Origin of the sequence: Candidatus Terasakiella magnetica (assembly GCF_900093605.1) — a bacterium.
Lineage (GTDB): Bacteria > Pseudomonadota > Alphaproteobacteria > Rhodospirillales > Terasakiellaceae > Terasakiella > Terasakiella magnetica.
The window spans coordinates 231038-245164 of record NZ_FLYE01000012.1; the positions used below are offsets into that span (position 1 = coordinate 231038).

The 14127-nt window shown below is 46.7% G+C and carries 16 protein-coding genes; 11 read left to right on the forward strand and 5 right to left on the reverse strand.

Features of this window, described 5'->3' with window-relative positions:
• The first annotated feature begins 2 nt into the window (after positions 1-2).
• Positions 3-1325 carry an adenylate/guanylate cyclase domain-containing protein gene (locus tag MTBPR1_RS07960; RefSeq protein ID WP_069187043.1) on the forward strand — a complete coding sequence of 441 codons (1323 nt, stop codon included), beginning with the start codon at positions 3-5 and terminating at the stop codon, positions 1323-1325.
• A 2-nt stretch (positions 1326-1327) separates the two neighbouring features.
• Here MTBPR1_RS07960 and MTBPR1_RS07965 read toward each other — a convergent pair whose 3' ends face one another.
• On the reverse strand, positions 1328-1837 hold the full coding sequence (locus tag MTBPR1_RS07965; RefSeq protein ID WP_069187044.1) for an O-acetyl-ADP-ribose deacetylase: 510 nt from the start codon (positions 1835-1837) through the stop codon (positions 1328-1330).
• A 344-nt stretch (positions 1838-2181) separates the two neighbouring features.
• On the opposite strand from MTBPR1_RS07965, the gene MTBPR1_RS07970 reads away from it, so the two are divergent.
• Both MTBPR1_RS07970 and MTBPR1_RS07975 read left to right on the forward strand, forming a co-directional pair.
• Positions 2182-2982 carry a DUF2189 domain-containing protein gene (locus MTBPR1_RS07970; RefSeq protein WP_069187045.1) on the forward strand — a complete coding sequence of 267 codons (801 nt, stop codon included), beginning with the start codon at positions 2182-2184 and terminating at the stop codon, positions 2980-2982.
• Positions 2975-3766: a DUF2189 domain-containing protein gene (locus MTBPR1_RS07975; protein ID WP_069187046.1), complete on the forward strand. Its 792-nt coding sequence runs from the start codon at positions 2975-2977 to the stop codon at positions 3764-3766. The genes MTBPR1_RS07970 and MTBPR1_RS07975 overlap by 8 nt, the downstream gene beginning before the upstream one ends.
• Positions 3767-3769: 3 nt before the next feature.
• On the opposite strand, the gene hldE is transcribed toward MTBPR1_RS07975, so the two are convergent.
• Both hldE and MTBPR1_RS07985 read right to left on the reverse strand, forming a co-directional pair.
• The gene (gene hldE, locus MTBPR1_RS07980) at positions 3770-5236 is read right to left on the reverse strand and encodes a bifunctional D-glycero-beta-D-manno-heptose-7-phosphate kinase/D-glycero-beta-D-manno-heptose 1-phosphate adenylyltransferase HldE (protein ID WP_069187047.1); all 1467 of its coding nucleotides are present in this window, start codon (positions 5234-5236) and stop codon (positions 3770-3772) included.
• Positions 5237-5239: 3 nt separating this feature from the next.
• Positions 5240-5818 carry a D-sedoheptulose 7-phosphate isomerase gene (locus MTBPR1_RS07985; RefSeq protein ID WP_069187048.1) on the reverse strand — a complete coding sequence of 193 codons (579 nt, stop codon included), beginning with the start codon at positions 5816-5818 and terminating at the stop codon, positions 5240-5242.
• A gap of 192 nt (positions 5819-6010) precedes the next feature.
• Here MTBPR1_RS07985 and MTBPR1_RS07990 point away from each other — a divergent pair, with 192 nt between their 5' ends.
• Together MTBPR1_RS07990 and MTBPR1_RS07995 are read left to right on the forward strand one after the other, a co-directional pair.
• Entirely contained in the window at positions 6011-6199 is a 189-nt protein-coding gene (locus MTBPR1_RS07990) for a hypothetical protein (RefSeq protein WP_069187049.1), read from the forward strand.
• Positions 6200-6380: 181 nt separating this feature from the next.
• Positions 6381-6578, forward strand: a complete 198-nt coding sequence (locus MTBPR1_RS07995; RefSeq protein WP_069187050.1) for a hypothetical protein — start codon at positions 6381-6383, stop codon at positions 6576-6578.
• Between the two features lie 26 nt (positions 6579-6604).
• Here MTBPR1_RS07995 and MTBPR1_RS08000 read toward each other — a convergent pair whose 3' ends face one another.
• Positions 6605-7540 (reverse strand): UDP-glucuronic acid decarboxylase family protein, encoded by a 936-nt coding sequence (locus MTBPR1_RS08000; protein ID WP_069187051.1) that lies wholly within the window; start codon positions 7538-7540, stop codon positions 6605-6607.
• Positions 7541-7697: 157 nt separating this feature from the next.
• Here MTBPR1_RS08000 and MTBPR1_RS08005 point away from each other — a divergent pair, with 157 nt between their 5' ends.
• From MTBPR1_RS08005 to cbiB, 4 genes are read left to right on the forward strand one after another with little or no spacing between them, the layout of a single operon-like run.
• Entirely contained in the window at positions 7698-8951 is a 1254-nt protein-coding gene (locus tag MTBPR1_RS08005; RefSeq protein ID WP_069187052.1) for an EAL domain-containing protein, read from the forward strand.
• Positions 8952-8955: 4 nt separating this feature from the next.
• Entirely contained in the window at positions 8956-10254 is a 1299-nt protein-coding gene (locus MTBPR1_RS08010; protein WP_069188488.1) for an EAL domain-containing protein, read from the forward strand.
• A 9-nt stretch (positions 10255-10263) separates the two neighbouring features.
• Positions 10264-10731: a 2-thiouracil desulfurase family protein gene (locus MTBPR1_RS08015; protein ID WP_069188489.1), complete on the forward strand. Its 468-nt coding sequence runs from the start codon at positions 10264-10266 to the stop codon at positions 10729-10731.
• Positions 10731-11723 carry an adenosylcobinamide-phosphate synthase CbiB gene (gene cbiB, locus MTBPR1_RS08020; RefSeq protein WP_069188490.1) on the forward strand — a complete coding sequence of 331 codons (993 nt, stop codon included), beginning with the start codon at positions 10731-10733 and terminating at the stop codon, positions 11721-11723. Before MTBPR1_RS08015 ends, cbiB begins: the two co-directional genes overlap by 1 nt.
• A gap of 10 nt (positions 11724-11733) precedes the next feature.
• Here the strand turns inward: cbiB and MTBPR1_RS08025 are convergent, their stop codons facing one another.
• Positions 11734-12639, reverse strand: coding sequence for an MBL fold metallo-hydrolase (locus tag MTBPR1_RS08025; RefSeq protein WP_069188491.1), 906 nt, complete (start codon positions 12637-12639; stop codon positions 11734-11736).
• 131 nt (positions 12640-12770) lie between these two features.
• Here MTBPR1_RS08025 and cobO point away from each other — a divergent pair, with 131 nt between their 5' ends.
• A complete protein-coding gene (cobO, locus tag MTBPR1_RS08030; RefSeq protein ID WP_069188492.1) occupies positions 12771-13376 on the forward strand; it encodes a cob(I)yrinic acid a,c-diamide adenosyltransferase in 606 nt (201 codons plus the stop codon).
• 69 nt (positions 13377-13445) lie between these two features.
• Entirely contained in the window at positions 13446-14126 is a 681-nt protein-coding gene (locus tag MTBPR1_RS08035) for a lipid-binding SYLF domain-containing protein (protein WP_083222974.1), read from the forward strand.
• Position 14127 lies beyond the last annotated feature (1 nt).

A 14127-nucleotide genomic window follows, 5' to 3' on the forward strand; every position in this document is an offset into this window, starting at 1 on the left:
ATATGATGCTGCACACCCTTATCTGCCGTTTTGTTGGCGATCCTAATGAGCGCGATGTGCCCAAAAGGGTGCAAGGCGCAATTGTTGAGCAGCAAAATGTGTCTGAGCAATTGGTCGGCTGGATTCAGCTGCTTGTGGTGCTGACCTTTGGCACGCTTTATGCCATTTCGCCCAAGACCTTTCATCCCGATGCGGCTTTTGCGCCGGTGCCTTATGTCTTATCGATTTATTTGGCCTTTACACTGCTGCGCCTTTATCTAAGCTATCGCATGAGATTAAGCGGGTGGATGATCAGCCTGTCCATTGTGGCTGATATTTTACTTTTATTTGGCACGATCTTTAGTTTTCATATCCAATATATGCAGCCCCCGAGCTTTTATTTAAAAGCGCCAACGGTTCTTTATATCTTTATTTTCATTGCCTTGCGCGCGTTGCGTTTTGAAGCGCGCTATATTCTGCTTTCTGGTTTGGCCGCTGTTGTGGGCTGGGGGGGTATGGTGGCTTATGTGGTGATCAAGGATGATATGAACACCATGCTCACGCGTGATTATGTACATTATTTGACCTCAAACAGTGTGTTGCTGGGCGCTGAGTTTGACAAGATTGTCTCTATTATCATGGTCTCGTTGATTTTGGCGATTGCGACTTTGCGCGCGCGGGTTTTATTAAAACAGGCGGTTACACAAGGCCAAGCGGCGCAATCCTTATCGCGTTTTTTCTCTGATGATCTGGCAGAGCAAATTAAAAATTCAGAAAGTGATGCCTCAATCGGGGATGTGGTGTCGCGCGAAGCGTCAATCTTAAATGTGGATATCCGGGGCTTTACCCCACTTACCCAGCGCTCCACCCCACAAGAACAAATCGCGTTAATTACTGAATATCACGCGCGCATTGTGCCAGTGATTTCAGGCTGTGGCGGGCATGTGGATAAATTTACCGGTGATGGCATTATGGCTTATTTCGGGGTGTTACAAGCCTCTAAGACCCATGCTATACAGGCCTTAAAAGCCATGGAAGATATTATTAAAGCTTCAGATAAATGGAATGAGGACCGCGTTCGCCAAGGGCTTGATCCGGTGGTGATCCATGCTTCTTGTGCATCTGGGCCCATTGTCTTTGGGGTGATTGGGGATGCAGCCAATGTGTCTGCCAAGATGGAAAAACAAACCAAGCTTGAAGGCGTGCGCGCCATTGCTACAGCCATGACGCTAGAATGTGCCATGGCCCAAGGTTATGAAAATGCAAAAGAGTTATGGGAGCTGCGCAAAGATCGCAAGGTTGTTGGGGTGGATCACGCCATGGATGTGATTGTCTTGAAGGAATGAGCTTAGTGTCTTAAAGCTTCTTCATAAAGAGATTTATTTTCGATATCGAAACAACAGAAAATCACCTCTTTAAGTTCTGGATGATTTCGGCAAAAATCTCGGACATTTTTCACCACAAGCGGGGCTGCGCGCTTTGGTGGAAAGCCATATATACCAGTAGAAATTGCTGGAAAAGCAATGGTTTGTAAATTTTTCTTCAAGCAAAGCTTAAGGCTATTGAGATAGCAGCTAAGTAATAACTGGTCGGCTTCATTTGGGGAATGTTCATGCCAGATGGGTCCGACAGTATGGATGATATGGCGCGCTTTAAGATGATAGCCTTTGGTGATTTTCGCTTGGCCTGTTTCACAACCGCCAAGGCTTTTACATTCGTCTAACAGGGCAGGTCCGCCAGCAAGGTGAATGGCCCCATCCACACCACCTCCACCAAGCAGGGAAGAATTGGCTGCATTGACGATACAATCCACATCTAATTGTGTGATATCGCCTTTAAATACACGTAAACTTGCCATAAAGCACCTCTCTATGGTTTAATCAAGGGCGTAAACTCATAAAATAGACTTGTTTGGCGGAGATTACTTTGAGGATGGGTGAGGCATGAAACCCGCAGAAGTGCGTGCACTTTAAGGGTTTTATAACGCGGCCCATCCTCAAAGTAATCCCGTCCCTTTAGGGATTTATCAAAAATATAGGCAAATACAGCGTCAAAGCCTTTTGAAAGTACAGGTACTTCCTGCAAGTCTTTTCCTTGTCTTGCCTATATTTATGATAAACCAAAGCAAGTCTATTTTATGAGTTTGCGCCCTAAATAATTATAAGTAAATAATAGCAAAATAGCTATTTCTTGGGAGGGGATATGACCGAACAACCCGCAAAAGTGCGCCAGAGCTTTCTTGTGCCGGAGATGGCCTATGTGCGCAAGGTCCAGACAGAAGATGTCTTTATGTGGCTGTCAAAAGGCTGGACCGATATGAAACTATTGAGGAAAACCTCAATGGCTTATGCGGGGCTGTTTTTATTTATCGGTCTGTTTATCTCATTTGGCTTTTATTTTATGGGGCTGCCCTATCTGATTTTACCCTCATTGACCGGATTCTTGCTGGTGGGGCCTGCCATTGCGGTGGGGTTTTATGAAGGCAGTCGACGTCGCCAAAATGGCGAACCTTTTACGCTGATCCATGCGCTGGGCGGGTTTCGGCGCAATACATTGGCGATTATGGCCATCGGTATTGCCCAAGTGTTCCTCTTTATGATCTGGATTAAAATGGCCTTTACGGTTTTTGCCATTTCCTTTCCCGGGATCATGCCGGAGTGGGGCCATATTATTGAGCGTACCTTTTCCATGGAAGGGTTGCATTTTGGCCTGATGTTACTGGCAGAAGGCAGCATTTTTGCCGCGGGTATTTTCCTCACTGGTGCATTTTCCCTACCTTTAATGGTCGGGCGCAAAACCATGTTGATCCCGGCGATGGTGACGAGCGCATATGCAGTGATCAAGAATTTCCACGTGATGATCTTATGGGCAGCGATGATTACCGCGATCATGTTTACCGCGCTGGTTACGGGTTTAGGGCTGATTTTTGCCTTTCCTCTTATTGGACACGCCACATGGCATGCGTATTTACAAGTGATGGGAGAGGAGGGTCCTGATGAATGATATAAAAGATACGCCGTCTCAAACCTATTTGGTAGATGAGATGGCCTTGCCAAGAAAGATCGACACCACACGGGTGTTTGAATGGCTGTCAAAAGGCTGGGCCGATGTGAAAGAATTGAAAAGGGTAAGCACATTTTATGCTGCCCTTTTTTTAATGCTCGGCCTTCTGATCTCATTTGGCTTTTATGTTATGGAGCTGCCCTATCTTATCTTGCCCGCCCTTTCTGGTTTTTTACTGGTAGGGCCTGCTATTGCGGTGGGGTTTTATGAAGGCAGTCTGCGCTGTCAACGCGGCGAGCCTTTTGCCTTAACCCATGCGTTATTGGGCTTTCAGCGCAATACTTATTCCATTATGGCGATCGGGATTGCGCAAGTTTTTCTCTTTATGGTTTGGATCAGACTGTCTTTTACGCTTTTTGCCATCGCCTTTCCCGGGGTTATGCCCGAGGCTGAGCCGATTATGGAGCGTATGTTCTCTCAAGAAGGGATTGATTTTGCCTTGATGATTGTAGGCTTGGGCGCTGTCTTTGCCAGTATCATCTTTTTCACAGGCTCTTTTTCCTTGCCCATGATGATTGATCGCAAAACCGTGCTTATTCCGGCCATGCTCACCAGTGCTTATGCGGTGGTGATTAATTTTAAAGCGATGGTTTTATGGGCTGGCTTGATCGTTTTGATCATGTTTTTAGGCTTAATCACCGGGGTGGGCCTTATTTTGGCCTTTCCCCTCATCGGTCATGCCACATGGCACGCTTATTGTGATGTGATTGGGCAAAAACGTTAAGTATCAGCTTTTCTTTAGCTTATTCACCGTATTAGTGGTGGAAAAACCATCTTCTAAATTGGCAAGAAAGACACGACCGCCATTTTGCTGGATCAAATCAGCCCCGACTACTTGGTCAATGGTGTAATCCGCTCCCTTAACTAAAACATCAGGCAAGAGATGGGATAAGAGCTCAAGCGGGGTGTCTTCATCAAAGATCACCACCATATCCACACAGGCAAGCGAAGACAGCACGGTTGCGCGCGCCATTTCATTTTGTAAAGGCCGCTCATCGCCTTTTAAGCGTTTCACAGAAGCATCGCTATTGAGCCCAACAATGAGTTTATCACATTGAGAAGCAGATTGTTTCAAAAGCGAAATATGTCCGGGATGGAGCAGGTCAAAACAGCCATTGGTAAAGCCGACGGTTTTACCCTGGGTCTGCCAGCGCGTGATACGGTCTTTGGCAGGGGCTTTTTGCACAATTTTGGCTTCAGCTTGGGAAAGGTCCTGATGATGCAGGGCTTCGATAAGCTCTTCGCTATAAACGCTGGCGGTACCGATCTTGGCAACCACAATGCCTGCTGCCACATTGGCAAGTTTTGCCCCATCACTTAGGGAAGCGCCATGGGCAAGGGCTAAGGCCAGACTGGCGACAACCGTGTCACCCGCACCAGAAACATCAAAAACTTCACGCGCTTGAGTGGGTAGATGCACCACATCACCACCACGCGTGACCAATGTCATACCGTCTTGGGAGCGTGTTGCCAGTACATTTTCAATGCCGCAAGTCTCAATAATATGGCGCGCTGCTGCAACGATTGAGGCATCATCCCCACATTTCATACGGCTGGCTTCAGAAAGTTCCTTGCGGTTTGGCGTAACAAGGGTGGCCCCGCGATATTTGGAATAATCAATGCCTTTGGGATCAACAATGACAGGAATGCCCGCTTTTTTTGCCAGATTGATTAAATGGGTCGGGGTTTCGCTTTCTAAAACGCCTTTGCCATAATCAGACAGCACCATGACCTTGGCATTACCCAGACTTTCTGCCACATCTAAGAGGAGGTCATCTTGTAGGTTTTGTGAAAGCGGGGCAACGGTTTCATGGTCTGTGCGCAACATCTGTTGGTTTGAGGCCATAAAACGGGTTTTCATTGAGGTCGGGCGGTTTTTATCAAGCAAAAGATTGGCACAGCAATGGTCATCTTCATTTAAAAGCCCGGCAATGGTGCGTCCGGCTTCATCTTCACCCACAAGCCCGCAAAACCGCGCCTCTGCCCCAAGGCTTAAAAGGTTGCGCACTACATTGCCTGCCCCACCAAGCATGGCATCTTCGCGCTCGATCTTTAACACCGGAATAGGCGCTTCAGGTGAGATGCGCTCAACAGAACCGTATACGAAACGATCAAGCATAATATCGCCGACACAGAGGATTTCGACAGATTTCTCGGAGCTGACGAGATCAATCAAATGGGCATGTTGGGACATGGTTTATTCATTTCCAAATTCATTTTCAAGGGCTTGGCAAAAGGCATGGCCCAAGGTGATATGCATTTCCTGAATGCGCGCGGTCTCTTCATGGGGCACAATAAGTGCGACATCACACAGGCTTGGCAGCTCGCCACCATCGCGCCCGCCCATACCGATGGTTTTAGCACCGATTTTTTGAGCTGCTTTTAAAGCTTTAATCACATTGGGGCTGGTGCCGGATGTGGAAATGCCAATGACAAGGTCTTGCGGGCGACATAGGGCTTCGATTTGGCGAGAAAAAAGATCCTCAAAGCCAAAATCATTGCCAATAGCGGTCAGGGCTGAGGTGTCAGTTGTCAGTGCAAGGGCTGCCATGGCTGGGCGGTTTTTGGTGTAGCGCACGGTTAATTCTGTTGCCAAATGCTGGGCATCTGAGGCGCTGCCACCATTGCCAAGAAAGATAATCTTTCCCTCATGTTTCAAACAGTTAATGGCCAATTCCACCCATTTGGTGAATGGTGTGGCAAGTTGTTTGCGCGTTTGTTGAAGCGCCGTTTCATGGCGTTTCAGCTCATCTAGAAAAAGGGCGTTTAAATCCATAAGGTTAGATACTTTTGCAAAATAAAGGACAGGTCTCCTTTATAGCCTGCCTTTTCTCAGGTTAAAAGAGGGCTTGCTTATTTATCAGGGAAATATTTCGAAACAATTGAAAAAAATACAGAAAAACTATGGCAATAATCATGTGTTTAGATGTGATCATAACAAAACCAGATACCCTTTAAGAGGTAAGTCATGATTTCCGCATCGATAGAAACGAACACACAAGAAACTCATAATCAAACCCAAGTCCGTGCTTATGCCGAGCAACTCGTACTCAGCCTTGGATATAATGACGCCATTTGTACAGCTATGGAATTCCAGCTGTTTAATGTGGCTGAAGAGCTTCGTTTTATGCAAGACGATTTTCGCGGCTTAGCGTGAGAGACATCTGGATGTTGTAGGTTAAAATAAAGTCCCACCCCACAGGTTGGGGCTTTTTTTTATAATCTTTATATTGAAACTATATCGAAACGTTCATACATCTTTAAAAAATAAGACATAAAGCAAAGGTAATTTGCTTACTCATTCGAAAAAAGTTGATTAATCAACGAAAGGGAATGCGATGTTTACAACACTCTCAACCAAACGGGCAAACCGCTATACTCACCCTAAACAAGAAACCCGCACAGATGAGCTGGCCCATTTGCTGGTCAATGCGCTGGGTTATGACGGGGCAAAAGAACAGGCCGAACAAAGCCACTGGGAAAAAGTTGCTGAAACAATCCGTTTCATGGAAAGTCAGTCTTTGCGCCGTTATTAAACGTTTGTCAGCCTTTTAGGCAATGATCAAACCATCTTTTCAAAAAAGGCGATGGTCTTTTTCAGGCCGTCTTCCAGTTTGATTTTTGGTTCCCATTCAAGATGCTTTTGTGCCTTATCAATGATGGGCTTGCGTTGCAGCGGGTCATCAACGGGCAAATCTTCAAAAGTGAGAGTGGATTTTGAATTTGTCAGCTCTATTACCATTTCAGCCAACTGCTTAATGGTGAATTCTCCCGGATTACCCAAATTAATCGGGCCGGTTACGGCATTATCAGCCGCCATCAAGCGCACAAAACCATCAATTAAATCACTGCAATAACAGAATGAGCGGGTTTGTGAACCATCGCCATAAATAGTGATGGGCTCATTGCGCAAGGCCTGCATGATGAAGTTTGAAACCACACGCCCATCATTGGGGTGCATGCGTGGGCCATAGGTGTTGAAAATACGCGCCACACGGATATTGACCCCATGTTGGCGGTGATAATCAAAAAACAGCGTTTCAGCGCAACGTTTACCTTCGTCATAACAGGCACGCGGGCCGATGGGGTTTACATTGCCGCGATATTCTTCTGGCTGGGGGTGAATTTCAGGATCGCCATAGACTTCACTGGTGGAGGCTTGGAACACCTTGGCCCCAACACGTTTGGCAAGGCCCAAGACATTAATCGCACCATGAACGCTGGTTTTGGTGGTTTGGACCGGATCATGTTGATAATGGATCGGCGAAGCCGGACAAGCCAGATTGTAAATTTCATCCACTTCGACAAAAAGCGGGAAGGTGACATCATGGCGCATGAGCTCGAAATACGGGTTATCGAGCAGATGGCGGATATTATCTTTGCTGCCTGTAAAGAAATTATCGGCGCAAATCACATCATGACCTTCATTGAGGAGACGTTCGCAAAGGTGCGAGCCTAAAAATCCGGCACCACCAGTTACCAAAATACGTTTACGCATATGCACGAGCTTATTCTCCCCTGTGATCAGTCGTGAATTGATGTAGCATTCATCACAATAAAAACATAGATGATTTTAATTTTTTATGAACAGTTTTATCTCTATGTTACATTCACAATAAATAAGGCTGACGTTCTTTGGGTGGAAATGGGATAAAATGGCACAAAAACTGACAGATTCACAGGTGATGCGGGCAATTCGGGCGGATACGAATGGGCCTGAAAATAAGCTCTTGGAAAATCTGCAAATCCTTGAAAAAAAACCAGCAGGGCAATGTGCAATCCATATTCACCTGTCTCAATTGCAAAGAACCAACAAAAAACCGGATTATATCCGCATTGCAGAGCGCACTTTTGACAATATCACCCTGGCCCATCTGTCAGAACTGTTTGTCTTGGGTAATTTCGATATCGTTTTGACCTGCCCAAACAACAAAGTGGAAGAGATTGATCGCGCGTTAGCCTCCATTCGCACCATGTTTAAGGCAGACCCGCTTATTGAGCGGCGCGATATCAGTGGGGAAGAGGCTTTTTCCACATGGTATGATTTAGAAGAAGATTTCGAATATTTCAAAGAAGCCGTGGTCAGCAGTGTCTTGGCAGGTAAGCGCCAGTCCATGGAATTTGGCACAGCTTCCATGGATGATGAGAAGCTTACCCCTAAAAACCTTGATTATTTAGCACGTGGTTTTCGAAAACTAGATGCCCGCCCGCTCATGCGTCATCAATCAGCTGTATTGATCGGGGCAACAGGCCAAGGCCAGCTTCTGTTTCGTGAGTATTTTGTCTCTATTGCGGATTTGCGCAAAGTGGTTGCGCCAAAGATTGATTTATTGGCAGACCGCTGGTTATTCCAGTTTTTAACCACCATTCTTGATCAGCGCGTGCTCCATATGTTGCGCAGCCAGACCATGGATGATCTGCCAAAAAACATCAGTTTGAACCTGAATATCCAGACCGTTCATTCCAAAGACTTTCAGCTTTTTGACCATTTTGTTGGCGAACAAGCCCACCGTGTGATTATTGAGCTTCAGCCCGCAGATGTGTTTTCCAATATTTTTGCCTATGAAGAAGTGCGCGACCTGCTTCAAGCGCGCGGCTATAAAGTCTTGATTGATAGCTTGCAGCCTCTTGTGATGGATTATTTTGATCCCTCTATGTTGAAAGCAGATTTTTATAAAATTGCTTGGGGGGATCGTTTGGGCGGTTCAGCCACCAAAGAAGGGCTGGGTGAAATGCGCGAATTGATCCATAGCATCGGGGCAGACAAGATCATTATTGCACTGGTGGATAGTGAAGAAGCGGTGCGTTTTGGCCTACAATTAGGGGTTCAACGCTTTCAAGGCTTCTTTGTGGACCGTCTGGTCGGGGCCATGACCCAAAAAACCGCAGCTTCGGTAAAGGGGGTATAAGAAAATGAGCGCACAAAATCAGGAAAGCCTCTTTTTAGATTATATCCGCCGCCTTGAGCATCATCGCCAAGGTCGTGAAATGGTGCATTTCAACCTGTCCAAACTGCGCCCGTTTAACCGACGCGAGCATCACATCCGTGTGGCGGCTGATGCGTTTGAAGCCATGGTTAAGGAATTGCTCGGCCAAATCTTTGTGTTTGAAAATGCCGATATTATCTTTGTCTTTAAAACTGAAGCCATGGGGCAGGTGGAACAGGCCATTGATAAGGTGAAATTCCTGTTTGGCGATGATCCGTTAATGGCGGAAGAAGAAATCGACGGGAAGGGGTTTAGCACTTGGTATGATGTTGAAAGCGACTATGAAGCCATTGTTAATATGGCGCGCAAAATGGTCGATACAGAGAAAAATGCCCGCGCTGGCGGTGGGGCTGGCCATGATGTAAAAGCAGCCCTTAAAGCCAAGCAGGATACGGGTGAGCGCATGACGCCGCGTATTTTGGACCGTGTGGTGGAATCGCTTAAAGTGGCGGATTTGACCAATATGGTGCGCCGTCAATATGTCTGTTCGGTTGAAGGTCCGCAACTGATCCCGACCCAACAGTTTAGTGAGTTGTTTATCTCCATTACGGATTTGCGCGAAACCTTATTGCCCGGTGTGAATTTGACTTCCTCGCCTTGGCTTTTCCAGCATTTGACCGAAACATTGGATCGCCGCGTGCTTTCTTTGTTAAGCCGCACGGAAGATCGCGATATTACCGGTGATATCAGCATCAATTTGAATGTGGGCACCTTGCTTTCAACCGATTTTATGAAGTTTGATGAAAATGTGATTGCGGCCATGCGCGGCAATATCGTTTTGGAGTTGCAACAACTTGATATTTTCAGTGATTTAAACGCTTATCTCTTTGCGCGTGAATATGTAAAAGAGCGCGGCTATCGCATTTGTATTGATGGGGTGAATTATAAGACCTTGCCTTTCATTGATCGTGAACGCCTTGAAGCCGATATGATCAAGCTGATCTGGTCACCTGATATTGTAAATGGTGGTCATGATTTAAAAGACCGGGTTATTCGCCAGATCATGCTCACTGGGGCGGACCGTATTATCATGAGCCGATGTGACACCGAAGAATCCATTGAATTTGGGCGCGATAACGGTATTAAGCTGTTCCAAGGCCGCCATGTGGAAGCTTTGATCGCTGAAGAGGGCCGCCGCAAAAGTATGCGCACCCTTAAAAAACGTGCTGCTGCCCATGATAAAGCGGCGGCGGCGCGCAAAAAATCATTAAGCCGTCGTGAATAGTTCATCAGCGTGGAAAAGATACTCATAAGTGCCTGCCTTTATGGAGAGGCTGTGCGGTATGATGGGGGGGATCAGAAAATTGCTGATCCCATCTTGGCCCAATGGCGCGCACAAGATCGTTTGATTGTATTATGTCCTGAAGTGGCAGGTGGATTATCTGTACCCAGAAAGCCGTGTGAGCGTGATTTAAAAACAGGGCGTATTTTTTCAAAAGACGGGGAAGAATTTACAGCAGCCTTTAAGCGTGGCGCCCAAGAGGCCTTGAAGCTGGTAAAAAAACACCATATCGGTTTTGCCTTGTTAAAAGAGCGCAGCCCGTCTTGTGGGGTGAACCTGATTTATGATGGTCATTTTACCTCTACTAAAATAAAAGGCAGCGGAATATGTGCGAGCCTCTTGAAAGAAAATGGGGTTCAGGTATATAGCGAAGAAGATATTGAGCGCTTAAAAGAAGATTTGAAAGCATTGCCTGAATAATGATCGCCACAGACTCCTTGATTTCCTTTGATACTTACGACCCTTTATGGCTGCTCTTAGCCGCCCTTGCACTGGATGTGTATGTGGGTGATATGAACCGTTTGTTTAAAATGATCAAACATCCGGTTGTCTGGATTGGCGATTTGATTTCGCTTTTAGAAGGAAAGCTTAATCGGACCTCTCGCTCAGAAGTAAATCGGGCCATTCGCGGGTTTGTCGTGGTGGCTGTGATTGTTTCGCTTTGCTGGATTATTGGTATGGCTGTGGCATGGCTTGGGCAGAATTATCCCTTTGGCTGGGTGTTAGAGCTATTCTTGGTCATTTCCTTGGTGGCCCAGCGCAGCCTGTTTTCTTATGTGCGCCGTGTTGGCATTGCGTTAAATAAAGAGGGGCTTTCTGCCGGGCGTGAAGCGGTGAGCCATATTGTCGGGCGTGATCCTGACCAGCTTGATAACCATGGGGTCGCGCGCGCTGCTATTGAGTCATTAGCGGAGAATTTCGGTGATGCGGTGGTGGCACCTGTCTTTTGGTATGTGCTGTTTGGTTTCCCGGGCTTATTGATTTACAAAGCGGTCAACACTATGGATTCCATGATCGGTCATAAGTCAGAACGCTATAAATCCTTTGGTTTTACAGCGGCGCGCCTTGATGACATTCTCAATCTGATCCCGGCGCGCTTGGCGGGTTTATGGATTTTCTTAGGGTCTTTTTTCGTGCCGACTTCAAGCCCGCTAAAATCCTTAAAAACCATGGTGCGCGATGCGCGCAAACATCGCTCGCCCAATGCGGGTTGGCCTGAAGGGGCCATGGCTGGTGCGTTGGATATTTCTTTGGCAGGCCCGCGCAAATATCGCGAAGGCCAAGTCAATGATGAATGGATCGGGGAGGGTCGCGCACGTGTGATCCCCAAAGACATCAAACGTGCGCTACAGACTTATGTGGCGGCATGTTGCGTTAATGCAGCCTTTGTGGCCTTAATTGCGATTTTATAAGAGTAAAAACTTACTCCCATTCCATCTCGCTAAAGACTTGCTGGGCATTGCGCCCGGCCAGTGAAGAAAACTGCTCCAGATGGGAAAAAGCAGATTGATCGATTTTAGGCGCTGTGATGATATCCTTGCCCTCATCAATATGGCTGCGCATTTTATTTCGGATATTTAATAAATAATTATAGGTATCAGCCTTGGCCTGTTTAAGGCTGGTGGCATGACCGTGACCGGGGATGATATGGTTGGGCTTAAAGCTAGCTAAGGCCTCAAAAACGTCGATCCATGTCCCAGAATGAGACATACTGCCAATACCGAGCAGGCGCTCCACATAGATGATATCGCCACTAAAGAGTGTGTTTTTCTCTTTTAGCCAGACAAAGCTGTCGCCCGGTGTATGGGCTTGGCCTTTATGGTGGATTTCAAAAGCGAGCCCGCCAAGGCTAAAGCTGTAAGTCGTATCGAAAGTGGTATCGGCATAAACCGCTTCTGTCCCATCAAGTTCAGAGCCTAAAAAATTGCGCAAGGCTGTGAAATGCATGGATTCGCGCTCTTTATGGTCTTCAACAGCGGCGTTTGAGGCAATGATTTGCGCGCCTTGTTCTTTCCAATAGCTATTGCCCAGCCAGCGATGGTCTTGCCCGCCTGTATTAATGACAATTTTAACAGGTTGGTCACTGATGGTCTTAAGGGTTTCATGGATAACTTTAGCCCCTTTATAGCTCCCGCCCGGATCAACCAGCACAATACCTTCTTTTGTAACAACCACGCCGAAGGTGGCATTATTGGCAAGATTACTGGCGGAGCGCTGCTTTTTCTCCCCCACTAAAGCGTAGACATCTTCTGTGACTTTTTGAATTTCAAGGCCTAGGGCTTGCCCGCTTAAAAGGATCAGGCTGAGAAGGGGGAGTATAAAACGCATGGTGATCAAAGCTCCATTAAATAATATGTTCCTAATATATACAGAAACCTCTTAGATGTGAATTGCTGATTGCGAATTCTTTAGGGGCTCTTATATTGAGTGGAGATCATTGTTTCATAAGGATAAAGCCCATGTCAGAAGAAGACCTGCAAAAGCACGCCAGCAAAATGGCGAAAAAGAAAGCGGCCCGCGACAGAATGATGGAAAAAAAGATTGATGAAAAAGGCCTTGTGATTGTCCATACGGGCAAAGGTAAGGGCAAATCTTCATCCGCTTTTGGTATGGCGCTTCGTTGTGTGGGCCATGGTTTTAAGGTTGGTGTGATCCAGTTTATTAAAGGGGCATGGGATACCGCAGAGCGCCGTGTGTTTGAGGGCTTTCCAGACCAAGTGACTTTTAAGGCCATGGGCGAAGGTTTTACATGGGAGACCCAAGATAAAGAGCGCGATATTGCCGCGGCACAAAAAGCATGGGCAGCAGCCAAAGAAATGATTGAAAGCGGGGAATACCGTATGGTGATCCTTGATGAGATCAATGTGGCTATGCGTTATGACTATATCAGTGAAGATGACGTGCTTGAATGCCTTGAAAACCGCCCCGATCTGGTCCATGTGGTGCTCACTGGGCGTCATGCCTCTGAAAAACTGCTCGATGTGGCAGAACTGGCAACGGAAATGACTTTGGTGAAACATCCCTTTAGAAGCGGTATTAAAGCGCAACCCGGTGTGGAATTTTAGGGATTTCTTTAGGAATTTAAGACATTCTATGAGCTGATCTCTGCCCGATTAATTTAAGGATTTGGACCCATGAAACGCTTATTGGCTGTTGTCTGCGCTGTTTTCACGCTGTTATCGTTTAATAAAGCACATGCTGTTGAACAAGATGCCATCCAGATTTTGCTGGAAGCAGAAGCAACGACCCGTCATGTTTTGGGTTCGAAACATTACCCAGAGCTCAATGAAGCTTTTAATAAAGCAGTTGGTGTTGTGATTGTGCCACGCCTTTTAAAAGGCGGTTTCATCATTGGTGGTGAATATGGTAATGCGGTCTTGTTGGCAAAAAAACAAGACGGCACATGGAGCTATCCGGCCTTTTACACCATGGGCGGTGGCAGTGTGGGCTTTCAAATCGGGCTAAAAGACAGTCAGATGATCTTGGTTATTCGCACCCATGTGGGGCTAGAGGCAATTTTGCAGGATCAATTTAAAGCCGGTGCAGAAGCCGGTGTGGTCATTGGCAGTTTTGGTGGCTCTGTTGAAGGGGCTGCGACAACGGCAATGGGCGCTGATATCATTGCCTTTTCACTAGATCGCGGCCTGTTTGGCGGCGGGGCTTTGGAAGGGTCCGTTTTTGCTAAACGTAAAGATTTAAACGAGGCTTTTTATTCTGAAATCGTTGAGCCACGCCAAATCGTTATTGAAGGTGCGGTGAGCAATCCGGCTGCTGATAGCTTGCGCTCCACCCTGTCAGCTCTAGAAACGCAGTAAA

Bases quoted from the DNA above. Each gene is read 5' to 3' on its own strand.
- MTBPR1_RS07975 (WP_069187046.1), top strand. From the start codon at position 2,975: ATGAATGATATAAAAGATACGCCGTCTCAAACCTATTTGGTAGATGAG.
- MTBPR1_RS07995 (WP_069187050.1), top strand. From the start codon at position 6,381: ATGTTTACAACACTCTCAACCAAACGGGCAAACCGCTATACTCACCCT.
- MTBPR1_RS07990 (WP_069187049.1), top strand. From the start codon at position 6,011: ATGATTTCCGCATCGATAGAAACGAACACACAAGAAACTCATAATCAA.
- MTBPR1_RS08000 (WP_069187051.1), bottom strand. From the start codon at position 7,540: ATGCGTAAACGTATTTTGGTAACTGGTGGTGCCGGATTTTTAGGCTCG.
- cobO (WP_069188492.1), top strand. From the start codon at position 12,771: ATGTCAGAAGAAGACCTGCAAAAGCACGCCAGCAAAATGGCGAAAAAG.
- MTBPR1_RS08010 (WP_069188488.1), top strand. From the start codon at position 8,956: ATGAGCGCACAAAATCAGGAAAGCCTCTTTTTAGATTATATCCGCCGC.
- MTBPR1_RS08035 (WP_083222974.1), top strand. From the start codon at position 13,446: ATGAAACGCTTATTGGCTGTTGTCTGCGCTGTTTTCACGCTGTTATCG.
- MTBPR1_RS08005 (WP_069187052.1), top strand. From the start codon at position 7,698: ATGGCACAAAAACTGACAGATTCACAGGTGATGCGGGCAATTCGGGCG.
- MTBPR1_RS07985 (WP_069187048.1), bottom strand. From the start codon at position 5,818: ATGGATTTAAACGCCCTTTTTCTAGATGAGCTGAAACGCCATGAAACG.
- hldE (WP_069187047.1), bottom strand. From the start codon at position 5,236: ATGTCCCAACATGCCCATTTGATTGATCTCGTCAGCTCCGAGAAATCT.
- MTBPR1_RS07960 (WP_069187043.1), top strand. From the start codon at position 3: ATGATGCTGCACACCCTTATCTGCCGTTTTGTTGGCGATCCTAATGAG.
- MTBPR1_RS07970 (WP_069187045.1), top strand. From the start codon at position 2,182: ATGACCGAACAACCCGCAAAAGTGCGCCAGAGCTTTCTTGTGCCGGAG.
- MTBPR1_RS07965 (WP_069187044.1), bottom strand. From the start codon at position 1,837: ATGGCAAGTTTACGTGTATTTAAAGGCGATATCACACAATTAGATGTG.
- cbiB (WP_069188490.1), top strand. From the start codon at position 10,731: ATGATCGCCACAGACTCCTTGATTTCCTTTGATACTTACGACCCTTTA.
- MTBPR1_RS08025 (WP_069188491.1), bottom strand. From the start codon at position 12,639: ATGCGTTTTATACTCCCCCTTCTCAGCCTGATCCTTTTAAGCGGGCAA.